Source organism: Paramesorhizobium deserti, assembly GCF_001558695.1.
GTDB classification, from domain to species: Bacteria; Pseudomonadota; Alphaproteobacteria; order Rhizobiales; family Rhizobiaceae; genus Paramesorhizobium; species Paramesorhizobium deserti.
Map to the genome: position 1 here is coordinate 1 of NZ_LNTU01000037.1, position 18,312 is coordinate 18,312.

An 18,312-nucleotide genomic window follows, 5' to 3' on the forward strand; every position below is an offset into this window, starting at 1 on the left:
CCGCTACCAATATACGACCGCTCACTCCCTACGCCAGACGGGGTCTCCTTGTCGCTTACGACCGACAGAGCGTCCTTGAGGTAGAGGTCCATCACTTTTCCTCGCGATCGATCTTCTCGACCTCCGCTCGGGCCGCGTTGATGCTGGCGCGGCTGTCCATGCGCAGGCGATTGACGCTCCTGCGTGTGAAGACCTCGCAGAACCTGGCGAACAGCGCGGGGTCGACAAGACGCGTGCGCAGGGCATTCAAGACGCGGGATTCCAGTTCATCGCGCCGGATGTTGACGCGATTATCGCAGATACCCTTATTCCGCGCCGTCGAGCAGCCGATCAATGTCGCCGAGATCGCGGAAAAGCCACCGCCACAGCAGGCGCATTTGGTCAGGCCGGAGAACAGATATTTGGGGCGACGGCGGTAATTGATCGCCGCAACATCGGCATGGCCATTCTTATCGCGTTCGATCTTGTTCTCTGCCTGGCGCTTCTTCACCGCTTGCCAGAGTTCATCGTCAATGATCCGGTGTTCCGGCGCTTCCTGGATCACCCATTCCGATTCCGGGTTCGGCCGCCTGCCGCTTACCTGTATCCGGATCCCTTATGAAACGCTGACGGTTCCAGACGAGGATGCCGTTTCCGCGTTTCGGATTGCCGTTGATCGTACTGAAGCCACAATCGCCGCCGGTAGGGGCGGGGACGCCTTCCTTGTTCAAAGCCACGGCGATGGTCTTGGCCGATTTGCCGGCGGCATAGTCGCGGAAGATGCGGCGAATAATTTCGGCCTCTCGCTCGTTGATAGTCCGGCACCGCGGATCGGCTCGCCGTTGTCATCAAACTTCCTGACGACATCGTAGCCGTAGGAATTGCCCCCGCCGGATTTGCCGGCCTCGACGCGGCCGCGCTGGCCGCGGCGCGTCTTTCCGGCTTCCCGGCCAGAAAGTATCTCGACCGGGAAATCCTCAGGACGCGACTATCGGAAGGCTGCGGCTCGTAGCCGTTCAGGCGACGAAAAAAGGGGAGCACCATGGAAGAACAAGAAGAGCCGCGCGAGTACATCCTCTTCCCTGAGGGGGCCATCAAATATCTACCGAAGAATGGCAAAAAATATCTCTATGCGCTTAAGGAAGAGGAACAAGGTGTTCCCGAGATAGAAGACGATAATCTGGGAATATTGAATCATCTCGTCCATGCGTTTCCAACTATGGCCAGCCTTCGTTACATCCAGCATCGGCTCACCTCCACCAAGTTAGTGGAGTGGGCGCTCGAGAACGACATGCTCACCTCGGCGTTTGGGACGACTTACGCCCGTCTCATCGACGGTGGCATCGGCAGCGGCGTATCCCGCAGGGCCCTATCGCCCGAACTCCGCCGATGCATGACAACTTATTGAACTTCGTAACAAACGCTATGCACACAATGCCGGCCACAGCTCGCTAACTGGAACTCTAGAGATCGGCTTTGAAGGTGAGAAGTTCGATATCAGTGCTCGTTTCTGGAATGAACCCGCAGCATGCCATCGTCTCCGGTCTTGGGGTGACGCCGCCCCACAGCGTCGGCTATCCCTGGAATGCGCGCTATACGATCGCTTCCGGCAATCTTCTTGCGGATTTCCGATTCAACGTCACGGCTGAATCGCAAGGCCGCCTCCAGGTCTGCCGGCTCTACGAAATGACGGACGATCCCGGCGTGCGGGACATGCTCTCCTTCCTGATCGCACGGGACACCATGCATGAGAACCAGTGGCTTGCGGCAATCGCCGAACTGGAGGCGGATGGGCTGGAGACGACGCCGGTGCCGCAGAGTTTCCCGCGGGACCGTGAAAAATCGGAGGTCGCTTATCAGTTCTGGAACTGCTCCGACGGTACGGACAGCAAAGCCGGGCGGTGGGCAAAAGGGCCGACGCCCGATGGCAAGGGAGAGTTCCAGTATCTGGAACATCCGCAGCCGCTGGGAGAAATAGTCGAGGAGCTTGCCGCTGGTGATCCGCTGCTCCACGGAACTCCGAAAAAGCCGATGCCTCCCGCCACGACATGAATTTTACGAAGGTGGTCGCTCCTTCAGGCAGCCGAACTCGCCTGGGAGCACCACCGACTCGATCCGATGCGTCGGTTAGTTTCAGCGGATAACGAACGGCTCAGTCTGCTTTCAGCAGAGCCCGCGCGAAGCCTTCTTCCGCCACCTGGATCGTGCCGTCGGGCAATTTCAGCACGCGGTCGATGGCGATGCCGTAAGGCGCAGCCTTTCATTAAGTGTCCGCGCGACCGGGCTATGCCGGTCGGCTTGCTCCAGCAACGCATGCGCTGATCGAACTGCCGATCAAACGAGGTTCGGGTTCTGATGGATTTTCCTAGCCTACCGGCGGAGCGCTTCTGAATCGGGGCGGGACTCGGCGTCCCGCTCTATTGGCGACCGCCGCGGTCGCTGGTTGATGGACGCAGTAACTGCCAAAGCGATCTGACCGGCGCAAGCTGACAGAGGTGCAATAACAGACGATGAACCCATGGGACGAAATCCCGACACGGGTGAAGCTACTGCCCCCAATGCGCTCAAGCGCGCAAACTTGATTTAGCTCCTCGTTCGCGAATCTCATCAAGGCCAGCGGCCATGTGCCGCGCGCAAAGGTCGGACATATGACCGCATCGTTCCAACGTATGAAATCGACAGGAAACTGTTGCCATGCGGGCCGTTCCACATAGGGGAGCAAGGGCACTCAAACACAGGCGCCCTTATGCTCGCTTCTCCTTCGGTCTCCTGACCCCACAGTCTGGACGATTAGTCGCGCTTTGTTGCTAGGTTGTGGAGCGGCAAATGTGGTCTCATAGGAGATGGGTGCACTGCCTCTCTATTCAATGTCGCAAAGTTTGGAGATTGCGGCTTGCGCGTGTTGTTCATTTCGCGAACGGTAAAGTTACAGTTCACCGCTCCTTGGCAGCTTTCACTGAATAACAACTGAGCATCGTTGCTTTTATACATATATAATGAGATTTTCCTCTTAACCTATTAGTATCATTTATGTATATGATAGGCCCGGCCGGAATGTTTTCTTGCAATTTTGCTCCGGTCTGATTCTTCGGCCACGAAGGGCAAAAGGGCGCATGGGGACGCAGGCATTGAGATCCTGCGTTTGTGCGAATGAGAGCAATGATTTTTTTTGAGACCCATGATTTTTTTCCTTTCCCGTTCTCCTCTAACCCGTCGAAAAACTCACAAAACCTTGCCGTTGGCGGTGCCCGGCAGGCGGTGACCGCGCACGTGCCTGCCGCTTCGAATCGCCTGCGCCGCTGGGCGGGACGGCGGCTGATCGCGCTGATGCTTGCGGAACTCACGCGAACCACCGCGCTCGCCGGTCTGGGGCTGGCGGCGGTGGCGCTGCTCCATGACGCCCCCGCCCTTGCGCAGTCGAAGGGTGGGGATGGCGGAGGCTCCCATAACACCAGCGGCGGTGCTGGCGGCGGGCTGGGCAAGGACGGCAACCCTGGCAGCACCGGCACCGGCACCGATGGCGGCGGCGGCGGCGGCGGCGGTCCTGGTGGCGGCAAGGGCGGCAAAGGCGGCGACGGCGCAAACAATCCACACAGTGGCGGCAACAACGAACAGAACGGCAAGGATGCCACCGCCGCTAGCGCCGGCGGCGGCGGCGGCGGCGGCGGCGATGGCGGTGATCATGGCCTTGTACAAACCAGTCCCTCTATTGACGCCGATCATAGCGGCAAGGATGGCGGCAAGGGGGGGATGGGGGCAGGTCATCAGGTAAGAATGGCAATCCCAGCTATGGCGGCGGCGGTGGTGGCGGCGGAGCAGGCGGCTATGGCCTGCTATTGACCCTAAGCGACACAACGATCTCCTCGGGTGTAAAAATCATCGGGGGAAATGGCGGGAATGGTGGTGAAGGTGGTTACCCCGGCGACGAAGGCCAAGGGAGCGGCTTCGGCAGCGGCAATGGCGGCGACGGCGGCGACGGCGGCATTGCTGTCTCTGGAAATGCTTTGAGTTTTCCATCTTTGACGCTGACCAACAAAGGAACGATTCAAGGCGGAACGGGGGGCGACGGCGGGGCAACCTATAGGGGGGCGACCGGGGCGGCAGGAATCGGCGGGGCCGGCATAGCGGCTAGCGGCTTCACGATTACCAACGACAGCAGCGTTTCCGGAGGAACTGGCGGCGTCGGCGGCTCTTCCGCGGGCGAGGGAACTGACGGTTACGCGGGTGGCGTCGGCGGGGCCGGCATAACGGGCGCGGACCTTGCCATCACCAACAACGGCCAGATTTCTGGAGGTTCCGGCGGCACAGGCGGGAACGGCCAATACTCTGCCCCTGGCAACGGCGGTGCTGGCGCTGCCGGCATTCAGGCCAACAATACACTGGTCGTCAACACCCTCAACGGCACGATCCAAGGAGGGAACGGGGGCGGCGGCGGGAGTACTCAAGGAAGCTCTGGGGGCAACGGCGGTGATGGCGGCGACGGCATAAGCGGCGCGAACCTGACCGTCATCAACGGCGGCACGATCCAAGGAGGAAAGGGTGGGAATCCAGGAGGCGGTAGCACAAGCGGCAGCAAGGGCGCAGACGGTGTGGCGATCAGATTCACCGGTGGCGTCAATACGCTCGAGCTGCGCTCCAGTTCCAAGATCGCCGGTCAAGTGCATGCCTTCAGCGCCAAGGACACGCTGCGGTTCGGCGGCAGCGACAATTGGGGTTTGAGCCTGTCTTCGATCGACGCGAACATGATAGGCTTCGGGCTGTTCGAAAAGACCGGTTCCGGCACCTTCACCCTTACCGGCACAACCACCAACCATACACCCTGGACGATCAGCGAAGGCACGCTCTCCATCTCCAGCGAGGGCGCGCTGGGCTCGAGCACCCAGGCCAATCCCAGCACGCTTACCTTCGCCGGCGGCACGCTTGAAATCACCGGAGGGGGCTTCGCCACCAGCCCCTACCGCAACATGATCGTCAATGCCGGCGGCGGCACCATCTCCCAGGGGAAGGGCTCCGTGACCACCTGGCAGGGTCTCATTTCGGGCAGCGGGCCCTTGATCCTGAATGGCGGAACGCTGCAACTGACGGCAAACAACAGCTATAGCGGCACCCTGGCGGTCTCGAAAGACAGCACGCTTCATCTGGGCAATGGCGGCAACCAGGGCACCGTCCTTGGAAATGTGGACAACAGCGGCACGCTCATCTTCGACCGCTCGGATACGCTTCCCTTTGCCGGCAACATCACCGGCGGCGGGAAGGTCCTGCAGAAAGGCACCGGCACGACGGTTCTCAGCGGAAACAATGCCATCGGCGATATCGACATCCAGAGCGGTATGCTTTCGGTCCAGTCGGTCGGAAATATGGGCGGCGCAGGCGGGACGCTGGAATTCTCCAATGGCGGCGGCGTGCTGGAGACCACGGGGGCCATCTCGTCCTCGCGCGCCGTGACGCTCACCTCCGACGGCATCTTCAAGACCGAGGCCGCGCTCACGCTTACCGGCGTCGTCAAGGGCGGGGGCGCACTCATCAAGCAGGGTGCCGGAACCCTGACCTTGCAGGGCGGCAACAGCTATACGGGCGGAACGACGATCAACGAGGGAACGCTTTCGATCTCCTCGGACGGCAATCTGGGCAGCGGCGGCAACCTTACCTTCAACGGCGGCACGCTGGAAAATACGCAAGCCGTTTCCGTGTCCCGCAATGTGACGATCAATGCCAGGACGCCTGACTTTCCCGGCGGCGGCGCTTTCAAGACCGACGCGCCACTCACCCTGTCCGGCAACATCGCCGGCAGCGGCAGGCTGACCAAATTGGGCGGCGATACGCTGCTGCTGACCGGAAACGCGACCCACACCGGCGGAACGGAGATTGCCGACGGCACGCTTCAGGTTGGTGATGGCACCGGCACCGGCAGCATCGGCGGCGACGTCGCCATCACTGGGGCCGCCGCCATGCTGCGTTTCGACCTCGGGAAACCCTATACCTTTAACGGCAAGATTTCCGGCCCGGCGGGCCAACTGAAGGTGGACGCGAACACCAACCTGATCCTGACCGCCGACAACAGCTTTTCCGGCCTCACCACCATCGACGCCAACGCCAGCCTGCAACTGGGCACCCGTTCAGCGGCAGGCAGCATCGGTGGCGACATCGCCAACGATGGCGAGCTTATATTCCAGCGAACCGACGACAAGCTGCTGCTTGGCGGCGCAATCTCGGGCACGGGCACGGTCACGCAAAGCGGCGCCGGGACGACGACGCTGACGGGCAGGAACAGCTATACGGGCGCGACCAATGTCAACAGCGGAAGCCTGATCATCGACGGCGACCAGTCGGCGGCAACGGGGCTTACGACGGTCCAGAATGGCGCGACGCTGAGCGGAAAAGGCACGATCGGCGGCAAAGTCGATATCAAGGGCGGCGGCATCCTGCTTTCCGGTGATACTGCGGGGGGAGGCGCCAAAGCGCTCACCATCAACGGCAAGCTGACGGTCGACGCCAACGCAAATGTCAATTACTATTACGGGCTATCACCGGATGGTGGCCCTAACCCGTTGATGATCCAGGTAAACAATGACGTTGACCTGAACGGCATCGTCAACGTCTACACCGGGGCCGGCGTCAAGCTGGATCCGGGCGTCTACGCCCTCATCGATTTCACCAAGACGATGAGCGGCACCGGCCTGACGCTCGGCGCGACGCCGCAGGGCAGCTTCGCGCTGCAAAAGACCAGCCACAGGATCAATCTCATCAATGCCACGGATGCCCCCTTGCATTTCTGGGACGGCGGCGATTCCTCCAACCACAACAACAACCATGTGGACGGCGGCGACGGCACATGGCAATCCTCCAAGGGCAACAGCAACTGGACCGACCTGTCGGGCGTCTTCGACGGCCCCTATCATGACGGCAGCATGGCGATCTTCTCCGGCAGTCCCGGCACCGTGACGGTAGATACGCAGCCGGGCGACGTCACGGTGCAGGGTATGCAATTCACCGTCGATGGCTACAAGATCATCGGCGACGCAATCACGCTCAACCCTGGCGATAATGTCGTTCGCGTCGGCAGCAACAGTCCCGCCAGCGCGAGCTACATAGCGACGATTGAATCGCAGCTCACCGGGCCGGGCAGGCTCATCAAATCCGACGCCGGTATCCTTGTGCTGACCGTCGCCAACGACTATTCGGGCGGCACGCTGATCAAGCAAGGCACGATTTCGGTGAAGTCCGACAACAGCCTTGGCACGAACGGGCTCGCCTTCGATGGCGGCACGCTGCGGAACACCGCCATCATGAACTCTTCGCGCACCATCGAGATATTCGCCCATGGCGGCCGGTTCGAGACCGAGCAGGACCTGACGCTTACCGGAAAGATCACCGGCGTCGGCGGATTGTCCAAGATGGGCACCGGCACGCTCGTGCTGGACAACCAGGGCAACAGCTATATGGGCGGCACCAATCTTGATGAAGGCACGATTTCCGTCACCGCGGATTCCAATCTGGGCGATGCCGCCGGCAAGCTTGCCTTCGATGGCGGCACGCTCATGAACACGCAGCGCTTCGTCTCGCAGCGCGATGTCGTGTTGAAGATCGGCGGAGGCACCTTCCAGACCAAGGGCGATCTGTCCCTCACGGGTCTGATATCAGGTGAGGGCGGCCTCACCAAGATGTGGGCCGGCAAAACGCTGAAACTCGACGGCGCGAACAGCTACAAGGGGCCGACAGACGTGCGGGAAGGCACCCTGCAGATCGACGGCGATCAGTCGGCGGCAACCGGTCTCACCACCGTTTTCAATGGCGGCAAGCTGCAGGGCGGGGGAACGCTGGGCGGCGACGTCGCCGTCAACGGCGGCGGCACGCTGGCCATAAAGGAAAAGGACGGCGACCCTACGGGCACCAGCGCGCTCTCCATCCTTGGCGATCTCACGCTCGCCAAGGGCAGCGATCTCGACTACACCTATGGCGTATCGCCGAGCGGCGCCGGCAACAATGCGCTGGTGCTGAATGTGAGCGGCGATCTGCTGCTCGACAGCACGATCAATGTCTACACCGATCCAGGTGTCACCCTCGGCCCCGGCGTCTACGGCCTCATCCATTATGACGGAAAGCTGACGAGCAAGAATTACACCATCGGTCATATGCCCGGTCAGGATTTCGATATCCAGACGTCGATTCTCCATCGGGTGAATCTCGTCAATACCGCCGGCCTGAAGGTGATTTACTGGGACGGCCCGAACGCCAAACACAATGGCATCATCGAGGGCGGCAGCGGTATCTGGCAGGGAGAAGGCGGCAATCGCAACTGGACGGATGTCAGCGGCTTGCAGGATGACACTTTCCATGACGACAGCTTCGCGGTCTTCCATGGCAAGGCCGGCACCGTGACCGTCGATGAAAATTACACCATTCGCGTTTCAGGCATGCAGTTCGGCACCGACGGCTATATCATCGAGAAGGGCAGCATCACCCTTGCCACCGCGCCGGCCGGAACCATCATTCGCGTCGGCGACAGCACGCCCGTCAGCGCGGGCTTCGTGGCGACCATCGGATCCAGGCTGACTGGTGCGGGCATGCTGGTCAAGACCGATCTGGGCACGCTCGTCCTGACCGGCGCCAACGACTATACCGGCGGGACGGAGATCAAGGGTGGAACGCTGCTGGTTTCCGCCGACAACAATCTCGGCGCTTCCGGCACGAGGATCGCTCTCGACGGCGGCGCCCTGAAATTCGGCAGCTCCTTCGACACGGGCCGGGAGATCATGGTCGCCAAGGGCGGCGGGGTGATCGATACGCAGGGCAACCACAATACGCTGAGCGGCGTGATCGACGGCGCCGGCCGCCTCATCAAGGAAGGCACCGGCACGCTGCGCCTGACGGGTGCAAGCCCCTACAGCGGCCCGCTGTCGGTCGCCGCCGGCCGGCTTGCGGTGGACGGCTCGATCGCCGGCACCGTGACGGTGACGGGCAAGGGAACCTTGTCGGGCAGCGGCGCGGTCGGCGGCCTCGTCAATGAAGGGGTGGTCGCGCCGGGTTTCGACACCATGTTCAGCACGCTCACCGTCAATGGCGACTATACCGGAAAGAAGGGGCAGCTCAGCCTCAATACCCGCCTAGGCGGCGACAATTCGCCCACCGACCTCCTGCATGTGAAGGGCGCGACCTCAGGCGATACCATCATCACGGTGAAGAATGCCGGAGGATCGGGCGCGCAGACCAATAACGGCATCAGGATCGTCGAGGTGGACGGCGCCTCGAACGGCACATTCACGCTGCTGGGTGACTTTAATTATGAGGGCGACCCGGCGGTGGTCGGCGGCGCCTATGCCTACAGGCTCTACAAGGGCGGCAAGAGCTCTTCCGATGACGGCGACTGGTATCTGCGCTCGGAATTGAAAAACCCTCCTTGCCAGGGCGACCAGTGCCAGCCCCACTTCCAGCCCGGCGTGCCGGTCTATGAGGCCTATGCGCATGTGCTGCAGGAGCTGAACGGGGTGGGCACGCTGCGGCAGCGTGTGGGCAACCGCTACTGGAGCGGCGCGGCCAATCCGGTCCTCGCCGAGGGTGACGGGCCGGGCGGCCTTGAAGCCGTGTCTTCGCCCGATGCCGGTGCGGCGCTCGACACGGCCTCCACCGTCTGGGGGCAACCGCTACTGGAGCGGCGCGGCCAATCCGGTCCTCGCCGAGGGTGACGGGCCGGGCGGCCTTGAAGCCGTGTCTTCGCCCGATGCCGGTGCGGCGCTCGACACGGCCTCCACCGTCTGGGGCCGGATCGAGGGAGCGCATGGTCGTTTCGAGCCGAAATATTCCACCAGCGCCATGCAATATGACATCGACATGGTCAAGCTGCAGGCCGGGCTCGACGGCATGCTTTACGAAAACGAAACGGGCAGGCTGATCGGCGGGCTGACCGTGCATTACGGCCATGCCAAGGCCGATATCGGTTCGGTGCATGGCGACGGCTCGATCAATGTCGACGGCTACGGCTTCGGCGGCACCTTGACCTTCTATGGCGAGGACGGGCTTTACGCCGACGCCCAGGCGCAGGTGAGCTGGTATGAGAATGATCTGAATTCCGCGACCGCGCACAGGACGCTCGCCGACGGCAATGACGGCCTCGGCTATGCGCTTTCCCTGGAAGCGGGCAAGCGTTTCGCGCTCACGCCGGCCTGGACGCTCACGCCGCAGGCGCAGCTCACCTGGTCGCAGGTGGATTTCGACGGCTTCACCGATGCCTTCGGCGCCGCGGTGGCGCATGACAGGAGCGACCGCCTGGTCGGCCGCATCGGCATCGCGGCCGATTACGGCATGGCCTGGCGCGACGGGCAGGGCCGGCTAACACGTGCCAATGTCTATGCCATCGCCAATCTCCATCACGAGTTCCAGGAAGGCAGCAAGATCGAGGTGTCGGGGGTGAGCTTTGCCAGCGACAACGATCCGACCTGGGGCGGCATCGGCGCCGGCGGCACCTATAGCTGGGCCGACGGCCAATCTCCATCACGAGTTCCAGGAAGGCAGCAAGATCGAGGTGTCGGGGGTGAGCTTTGCCACGGGCAACGATCCGACCTGGGGCGGCATCGGCGCCGGCGGCACCTATAGCTGGGCTGACGGCCGATACGCGCTCCATGGCGATCTCTCCCTCGACACCAGCCTCGATAACTTCGCCGACAGTTACAAGGTCAGCGGCAATCTCGGTATGAAGGTCAGGTGGTGAGGGGGAGCTCTCCCATCGTTGGCAGTTCTCCACTCAATCTACATTGGGCCAGCCGTAGGGAAGCCTCTGCGTTAACGTCCTCAGAGACATCGCCTCCGTACGGCAGCCGGCCTTATATCCGGGAAATGGCAACTCCCTTGCCAAATTGTATTGCGAGAACTTCAGCGTAGGCCAACTTGAACATCCAGCAGAAGCCGGACCAACTCTGCTTGCCGATGGGTGTCAGTCTTTTCGAACACTCTCTGCAAGTGAGTGCGTGCGGTGGACAGTGATATTGACAACTCATCCGCGACAGATTGCAGGCCGTCGCCGCGCGCTATGCTGAGAGCAACGGCGGATTCAGCTTTGGTGAGCCCGTACAGACGTCGTAAAACCGACTGAGACGCACCCTGTTGGTGCTCAGGGTCAATGATCAACACCAACACGCTGGCGTTTGGGCAGGTGAAGCCGTATTGCTTGGAGCCTAGCGGTAACACATGGATCACCAGTGATCGACAGCCCGAGGGGCGACTTATGGCCAGACTTCCGCCTGAACGGAAGCCGTTATTGTCACCCTTGCCCGCCGCGCCGACCAGGCGTCTCAAGATAATGTTTTCGTTCGCCAAAGCCGCCCGAAGTTGAGACGTCCGAAGCGAAAGCCCGTCACGTCGATCAAATACTTCAATCGCGGCCGAATTGGTAAAAAGGACACGGCCATCATGTGTCGCTAGCACAATGCCGTGCCTTGCGTGTTCCAAGGTTTCAAGCGCCATGTCGCAGGCTTGGCTTAGTTCAGCCAACTTCAACTGCATTTGCAGGGCTTGCTGCAGATGAGGCATAAACAACCGCATTAGCCGGAGTTTTTCTGGCGTTCCAAACGGTTCGTTGCGTAACGGTCCACTACAGCAAAGCCAGCTTACCCGGTCTCGGGTCCGCACCAGGTTCGCGAAGACGACGCTGTTCGCCATCGCCGCCGAGGGCATTGCCGCTATCGGCAGCCGGTCCCGAGAACTCACACAGGAGGAGTATGATTGGGCAAACGGCCGAGTGTTCCAGGGCGCTCTTCCGCCACGCGACCAAATTGTCTTGACGAACACAATCGGGGGTGGAGGCCGGGCTTTCGCTTTTCCTCGTTTCGATAGGCAGATCACTCTAAATATGTGAGCGGAAGGGTTCGATGACCCGCGCCATTACCCGTCCGGGATATACGGCGAGACGTTTGTCCACGAGTTGGTTCATGCCTGTCAAATCTGGCACGTCAGCACGGATATCTCCCTGCTGGCCGATGCTCTCGCCAGTAAGGTGTGCGAGGCGACCGGAGGCAATCCTTATGTTTACGGTCCCGCCGGCTCCGACTACTCATCGTTCAACCTGGAACAGTAGGCGCAGGTCGTCAGCGACTGGTTCGCCCGGCACCATACCGCCAGTAATCCGGCAGACAATTTCGGCCTGAACAGCCAGTCGGCCATCAACGACCCATACTTCCGGTACATCAATGAAAATGTTCGGATCGGCCGGTTTTGATCGATCAACTCGTGAGCAAGCTGGGAATTCAGCGGCGGCAGTCGTCGGGCGGTTTCAACACACTGGGTGTTTTAGTCTCGGCATTTGCTGGAGCGGACCGGGTTTAAAGCATTGGGGCTCAGTGGCCCAAGCTCTGCAGATGAATTCGTGGGATGTGAGGCCCTTGAGCGTCCTCCGCCTGCGGCAACGGCGGAGATGCGGTGGTCGCTCATCGGCGAAGTCGTACTCTCCCCCGGCCCGAAACGCGAGCAGGTCGAGGTCGAGCTATGTGGCTAATTGATGGGTACTCTCGGCCTCGCCAGATGCACCACAACCCCGCCGAAACAGCAATTTATGACAAGCGCGATCGCCCCCATGGTAGAAGCTTAACGGGGCCGGCGGACGACCCTCACCCTGCCGCTGTTTCCGCCGCCGCAGAAGAATTGATCGCGGCCATCGGATTCGAGCCCCGATATGCCTGCTCCGGCGGGCATTTCAAGTCTCTCCAGAACTTCTCCGGTCTGAGCATCGATGTGCCTCAATTCACTTTCATCACTCTCCCAGGTGGCGTGCCAGAGCTCGTTATCGAGCCAGGTCACGCCCGTAACAAAGCGGTTGGATTGGATGGTGCGCAGGATGGTTCCCGTCTCGGGGTCAACCTGGTGGATCTTGCGCTCCCGATATTCACCGATCCAAAGCGAGCCTTCAGCCCAGGCGAGGCCGGAATCTCCACCGCTGCCGGGCGCCGGGATCGTGGCGATCACGCGGCCGCTCTTCGGTTCGATCTTCTGGATGCGATCCTCGGCGATCTGGTAGAGGTGCTCGCCGTCGAAGGCCGTCCCCGCATGGGCGGCGACATCGATCGAACGAAGGGGCTGTCCGGTTTCGGGATCGAATGCGTTGAGCTTGTCCCCGGAGGCGAACCAGACATTCCGGCCGTCGAATGAGACGCCATGCACGTCGCTGGCGCCGGGAAAGGGACCGTACTCACGGATGACTTCGGCTTGAGATCGTTTCATGTTCCTGTCCTCACTGGTTTCATTGACCGAAGAAACTCTAGCTGCCCGGCAGCGGGCCCGGGAGTAACAAGATTGTCGGGAAGCTGGGCACCAGCGGCGCCATCCAGCGGCGTGCCCGGCCACGTCCGATCGACCGCACCTTGCTCGCCGCCGCGAGCTGCTCCAGCGCCCGCTGCACGGTGCGCGGGCTTGTCCCAAGCGCGATCGCCAGGGCCGAACTCGACCAAGACTCGCCATCGGCGAGGAAAGCAAGAACCGCCGCGTGGTTCTCATCGACCAGAGGCGCCAGCACGGCAACTTCGCGCGCGCGGCGCGGTGTGAGCGCAAAGCCTCGCTCTGTCGCGCTCACCTCGACCAGTTCCTTGAGCTCCACACGGAGCCGGCCGATTTCAACACGGAGCCGGGCGCGGTGCGATTCATCGGCATGCCTCGCCCGGAAAGCGCGGGCGAGCAGGTCGGCTCGCGACACGTCTCCGGGCCAGGCCTCACCGAGGGCACGCGCCAGCGCGAACAGGACCGGACGGGTGGCGAGCGGTGCGACCATATCCCTCTCGCGCACCACATTGCGGCATGCATCGATAACGAGCGTCTCCGATGCCAGCAATGTTTCAACCTCGTCGAGCAGGAGAGGGCGTTCCTCGCCGCGTGCAATCAGGCGCGCTGCGGGCACCCTCATCAGGCGGATCGCATTTTCTACCTCCGCTCTGAGTGCCGGGATCGCCGCCTCACGCGCGGCACGCTCCGCCCGGGCGAGCGCAGCCCGCGCTGTTTTCGTCCTGAGAGATCGGATCGCCACGCCTGCAATGATCAGCTCATGGGCGGTCCGCAAGGCGGGGGGAAGCGGTGAGGGGTCGAACCCCGCCAGCAAGCGCTCGGCTTCATCAAGGCGACCAAGCAGGAGCAGACGCCGGATCTGGAGATTGCGCGCATGGGCGGCGTTCATCAGGTCGCCATGGGCTTGAAGCGTTGCTCGCGCTCTTTCAAGCGCCCGCTGTGACCAGATGAGATCACGCGAGACGAGCGCGATTTCGGCTTCAGCGACGACGCACCGCGCGCGAGCCACAGCCTCTTTCTGGCCGAAGGCGCGGGCAGCATTCTTGAGAAGCGCCTTTGCCCGGACGAACTCGCCGAGCTGAGCCATCGCAATGCCGCGCAATGCCAGTGCGGGCGCGTCGTCACGCAGGGCGATGCGCTTCAGGGCGCCGAGGGGATCGCCGGTCGCGAGCGCCCTTGCCGCCGCGGTGATCAGCGAGTCCATCCGAATCCCGTCATATTTGTCACTCCCAGCGGTTGGGCTTCCGGCGCTAACTCTATCCTGTGCCCAATGAAGTCGAAAGAAGGAGACAGGAACGATGGCCTATTTAAATCGGGATACCGAGCCTGCGAACCGCATTTCCCCGCTTTCCGGAGGCGGGAGCGCGACAGCGCTTGTTGCTGGCGAATGGCTGTCATTTGCGGCTGCGCCGACCTTTGCAAGCATGGCGCTGCTCACCGGAATTTCCGGTGAAGACATGCCAGATATGCTCTGCTCGGCCGGGCATGGGGGCTCACCGCTGAGCGGAATGGCCGTGATGTACCTGCTGATGAGCGCCTTCCACCTGGCGCCTTGGCTGAGATTGATTTCCGGCCGGCGATATCGATGAGGCCCCGAAGCAGACCCATGGCCCGATTGGCATTTGCTCATTCAGGTTCGCTCAGGCGATAGCCCACACCCGTCTCGGTCAGGATATAACGGGGCTGATCGGGCGTTTGCTCGATCTTCTGGCGGAGCTGGCGCACATAGACCCTCAAATATTGCACGTCGGTAGCGCCGCCCCAGATCTGGTCGAGAATGAACCGGTGGGTCAGCACCTTGCCGGCATGCTGTACAAGGATGCGTAGGATGCCGTATTCCTTGGGCGACAGCTTGACCTCCTTGTCGCCCAGCCTGACAATCCGTTTGACGAGATCGACCGACAGGTCGCCCGTATGGAAGACCGGCTTCTCGCCCTGCTGCTGCAGTCGGTGGCGAAGCGCGACGCGGATGCGCGCCACCAGCTCGTTCATGCCGAACGGCTTGGTAACGTAATCGTCGGCGCCGGTCTCGAGCGCCTTGACGATTCCCGCCTCGTCGGTGCGGCTCGAAAGGATGACCACCGGAAGCGTCATTCCCTCGTCACGCCATTTACGCAGCAATTCGTTGCCCGGGATATCGGGCAGGCCGAGATCGAGCAGGATAAGGTCGGGCGGACACGTCTCGACTATCTCGATCGCTGTTTTCGCGTTGGACGCTTCCAGGATCGTGTAGTCCTGCGTCGACAGGCCGACGCGCAGGAGCTTCCTGATAGGCGGCTCATCATCGACGACGAGTATTTTTACGGTGGACGTGGTCATGGCATTTCTTCCAGATACGGCTCTTCGGTCGGTATCGGCATGGTGATGGTAAAGACCGCGCCCGAACGATCCTTCCTGTTGTCGGCCGAAATCGTGCCACCCATGGCTTCGACGAAGCCCTTGCAGATAGAAAGCCCTAGTCCCGTTCCCGCGCGCACCCGGTCTTTCTTGCCGACGCGGTAGAACGTATCGAAAATTCGTTCCATATCCTCGGGCGGAATGCCGGGGCCTTCGTCCTTGATCTTGAGAACCACCGAGTCGTCATCCTCCAAGCCCTCTATGCCGATGGTGGAACCCACTGGCGCATATTTGGCGGCGTTGTCGAGCAGGTTGAACAGAGCCTGCTCGAACAATACCGGATCAAGCTTCAGCATGGGCAGGTCGGACGGGATGTCGACATCAATTTCATGGCCGGAGGTGATCTTCCTGGCCCGCTTCAGGGCGCTGCCGACGATATCGCCGGGATAGTGAAGCCCGAGCTGCGGCTCTGTTGAGATGGCGCCGGATTCAATCCTGGTCATGTCGAGCAGATTAGCGATGAAGCGGTTCAGCCTTTCCGCCTCGTCGATCACGGTCGAGAGCAGATCCGCCTTGGCCTGATCGTTGAGCGGGGCGCCGTATTCCTTGAGCGTGCCGGCCGCGCCCATGATGGCGGCGAGCGGCGTCTTCAAATCGTGGGAGATCGAGGTGAGAAGGGCTGACCGCAGGCGGTCGGTCTCGATGGTTCGCCGCACGCGGTCCATGTCCTCGACCAGATGCACCCGCTCGATCGCCAGCGCGGCCTGGTCGATGAGCGCGTCGAGCAGGCGGCGCTGATCCGGCGTCAGCAGCAGCCCGGGCTTGTCGCTGTCGATGCCGACAATGCCCACCGCGCCGCGTCCCGTGCGCATGGGCAGGAACAGGCGATGAGCGCCCGGAAGCGTGTCGGCGCCGCGCCCCGCCGGACGATTGTTCTCCCAGGCCCAGTTGGCGGCCGCCAGATCGGCGTCGTCCAGCGTGTCCTCCGGCGGATATCCGGCCTTGACGGCGATGGTGCCGTCCTTTTCCGGCAACAGCAGCACGACCCGCATCTTCAGCATCAGCGCCGTCTGATAGGCCGTGACCCAGAGGACGTCGTCAAGCGTACCGACGCCGGCGAGCTTGCGACTGAAAGTGTAGAGCGACTCCGTCGTGCGCGCCCGCGCCATCGCCGCCACGGCCTGCACCCGCGCCCGCGCCGCGACATTGGAGACGACGATCGCCACCACCGCGAAGAAGACGACAGCGATGATGTCGGTCGGACTCGAGATGAGCAGCGTATAATAGGGATCGGTGAAAAAGAAATTGTAGCAGAGCGTGGAGAGCACGCTTGTGAAGAGCGATGGCCAGAGACCGAAACGCACGGCGATCCCCACGACGGCCGCGAGAAACACCAGGTCAATGTTCTCCAGGCGGATCCACGGCCATAGAGCAAGACCTAGCCCCACGCATGCCGCCACGGCAAGCGTTGCCACGGCATAGGCGCGAACGTCGAGCGCGGGGGAAGGCTCGGCGGTTCCCACCGTTTTCTTCGGAATGGCGCCGCCGGCGATCTGTTCGCCGGCGATCACATGAACGCTGATATTGCCGGCCCGGCGCACGAGTTCATGCACCACGGAGCCGTGCAGGATCTCGAACCAGCGGGAGCGTGTCGATTTGCCGATGACGATATGGGTGATGTTGTTGGCTTGCGCATAACCGATCACATCGTCCGCGACGCGGCGTTCACTCCCGGGAATGGTGACGGCCTCGCCCTTCAGCCCCTGGGCGATGCGAAGCGTATCGGCAATGCGGTCGCGTTGCTCCTCGGTAAGCTGCGGGCCGCGCCTGGTTTCGATATAGAGCGCGATCCAGGGGGGGCGTGAAGCCGGTCGGCAAGGCGCTTGGCATAGCGCACCAGTCCGGCGGAGCGCGGGTCCTCGCTGACGCAGACCAGGATGCGCTCGCCCGCTGCCCATGGGCCCTCGATGGCGCCTGCCTGCATCTGCGTCAGCAACTGCTCGTCCACCTGCTCGGCGGTGCGGCGCAGCGCGAGCTCGCGCAGCGCGGTCAGGTTGGCAGGTGAAAAGAAGTGCTCCAGGGCGCGTGTCGCCTGCTTGGGAACATAGACCTTGCCCTCCTTGAGGCGGGCGATCAGGTCTTCTGGCGTGAGGTCGACCAGTTCAACGGAATCCGCGCGATCGAATATCGAATCCGGGACGGTTTCGCGGACACGGATGCGCGTTATCTGGGCGACGACGTCGTTGAGGCTCTCGATGTGCTGGATGTTGATCGTCGTATAGACGTCAATGCCGTTGTCGAGCAGTTCTTCCACATCCATGTAGCGCTTGGGGTGGCGGCTTCCCGGCGCATTGGTATGGGCGAGTTCGTCGACGAGGGCGATCTGCGGGCGACGCTCGAGGACGGCGTCGATATCCATCTCGTCGAGCCAGCGGCCCTTATATTCGGTGTGCCGGCGCGGGATGACCTCCAGCCCCTCCAGCAGCGCTTGCGTCTCCTTCCGGCCGTGCGTTTCCACAACGCCGACGATCACGTCATAGCCGTCCTTCTGCCGGGCGCGAGCGGTCTGCAGCATCTCATAGGTCTTGCCGACGCCCGGCGCCGCGCCGACGAAGATCCGGAGCTTGCCCGCGCGGTTTTCTTCCCGCTGCGCCGCCTTCAGGAGGGCTTCCGGCGAGGGGCGCCTGTCCGGATCGCGTCGTTCTTTGGCCATGTATTCCTACCGCCTTTATACCC

At 62.2% G+C, this 18,312-nt stretch carries 13 protein-coding genes and 1 pseudogene; 7 read left to right on the forward strand and 7 right to left on the reverse strand.

Annotated elements, in window-relative coordinates:
- Window positions 1-91: 91 nt before the first annotated feature.
- Window positions 92-544 carry a recombinase zinc beta ribbon domain-containing protein gene (locus tag ATN84_RS27845; protein WP_244491133.1) on the reverse strand — a complete coding sequence of 151 codons (453 nt, stop codon included), beginning with the start codon at window positions 542-544 and terminating at the stop codon, window positions 92-94.
- Window positions 510-794: a recombinase family protein gene (locus tag ATN84_RS27850; RefSeq protein ID WP_342027693.1), complete on the reverse strand. Its 285-nt coding sequence runs from the start codon at window positions 792-794 to the stop codon at window positions 510-512. Before ATN84_RS27850 ends, ATN84_RS27845 begins: the two co-directional genes overlap by 35 nt.
- Window positions 795-1,021: 227 nt before the next feature.
- On the opposite strand from ATN84_RS27850, the gene ATN84_RS18845 reads away from it, so the two are divergent.
- From ATN84_RS18845 to ATN84_RS27000, 6 genes are all read left to right on the forward strand, one after another.
- A complete protein-coding gene (locus ATN84_RS18845) occupies window positions 1,022-1,387 on the forward strand; it encodes a hypothetical protein (protein ID WP_068883610.1) in 366 nt (121 codons plus the stop codon).
- Between the two features lie 92 nt (window positions 1,388-1,479).
- On the forward strand, window positions 1,480-2,031 hold the full coding sequence (locus ATN84_RS18850) for a manganese catalase family protein (RefSeq protein ID WP_280139614.1): 552 nt from the start codon (window positions 1,480-1,482) through the stop codon (window positions 2,029-2,031).
- 1,218 nt (window positions 2,032-3,249) lie between these two features.
- Window positions 3,250-3,819, forward strand: coding sequence for a hypothetical protein (locus ATN84_RS27335; protein WP_161939595.1), 570 nt, complete (start codon window positions 3,250-3,252; stop codon window positions 3,817-3,819).
- Between the two features lie 164 nt (window positions 3,820-3,983).
- Window positions 3,984-9,662, forward strand: coding sequence for an autotransporter-associated beta strand repeat-containing protein (locus tag ATN84_RS18860; RefSeq protein WP_153020304.1), 5,679 nt, complete (start codon window positions 3,984-3,986; stop codon window positions 9,660-9,662).
- Window positions 9,574-10,569, forward strand: a complete 996-nt coding sequence (locus ATN84_RS28030) for an autotransporter family protein (protein WP_068883616.1) — start codon at window positions 9,574-9,576, stop codon at window positions 10,567-10,569. Before ATN84_RS18860 ends, ATN84_RS28030 begins: the two co-directional genes overlap by 89 nt.
- Complete coding sequence (locus ATN84_RS27000) at window positions 10,508-10,684, forward strand: autotransporter outer membrane beta-barrel domain-containing protein (RefSeq protein ID WP_153020305.1); 177 nt, start codon at window positions 10,508-10,510, stop codon at window positions 10,682-10,684. The genes ATN84_RS28030 and ATN84_RS27000 overlap by 62 nt, the downstream gene beginning before the upstream one ends.
- Before the next feature lie 161 nt (window positions 10,685-10,845).
- Here ATN84_RS27000 and ATN84_RS18870 read toward each other — a convergent pair whose 3' ends face one another.
- The 3 genes from ATN84_RS18870 to ATN84_RS18885 form a co-directional block, all read right to left on the reverse strand.
- Window positions 10,846-11,631 (reverse strand): helix-turn-helix transcriptional regulator, encoded by a 786-nt coding sequence (locus ATN84_RS18870; protein WP_161939596.1) that lies wholly within the window; start codon window positions 11,629-11,631, stop codon window positions 10,846-10,848.
- A gap of 921 nt (window positions 11,632-12,552) precedes the next feature.
- Window positions 12,553-13,185: a Vgb family protein gene (locus tag ATN84_RS18880; protein ID WP_068883622.1), complete on the reverse strand. Its 633-nt coding sequence runs from the start codon at window positions 13,183-13,185 to the stop codon at window positions 12,553-12,555.
- A gap of 37 nt (window positions 13,186-13,222) precedes the next feature.
- Window positions 13,223-14,443, reverse strand: a complete 1,221-nt coding sequence (locus tag ATN84_RS18885) for a DNA-binding protein (protein ID WP_068883624.1) — start codon at window positions 14,441-14,443, stop codon at window positions 13,223-13,225.
- Window positions 14,444-14,537: 94 nt separating this feature from the next.
- On the opposite strand from ATN84_RS18885, the gene ATN84_RS18890 reads away from it, so the two are divergent.
- A complete protein-coding gene (locus tag ATN84_RS18890; protein WP_068883626.1) occupies window positions 14,538-14,828 on the forward strand; it encodes a hypothetical protein in 291 nt (96 codons plus the stop codon).
- A gap of 37 nt (window positions 14,829-14,865) precedes the next feature.
- Here the strand turns inward: ATN84_RS18890 and ATN84_RS18895 are convergent, their stop codons facing one another.
- Window positions 14,866-15,558, reverse strand: a complete 693-nt coding sequence (locus tag ATN84_RS18895) for a response regulator transcription factor (protein ID WP_068883628.1) — start codon at window positions 15,556-15,558, stop codon at window positions 14,866-14,868.
- Window positions 15,555-18,289: pseudogene (locus tag ATN84_RS18900) on the reverse strand (DUF4118 domain-containing protein). The gene ATN84_RS18895 and the pseudogene ATN84_RS18900 overlap by 4 nt, the downstream one beginning before the upstream one ends.
- Window positions 18,290-18,312: the final 23 nt, after the last annotated feature.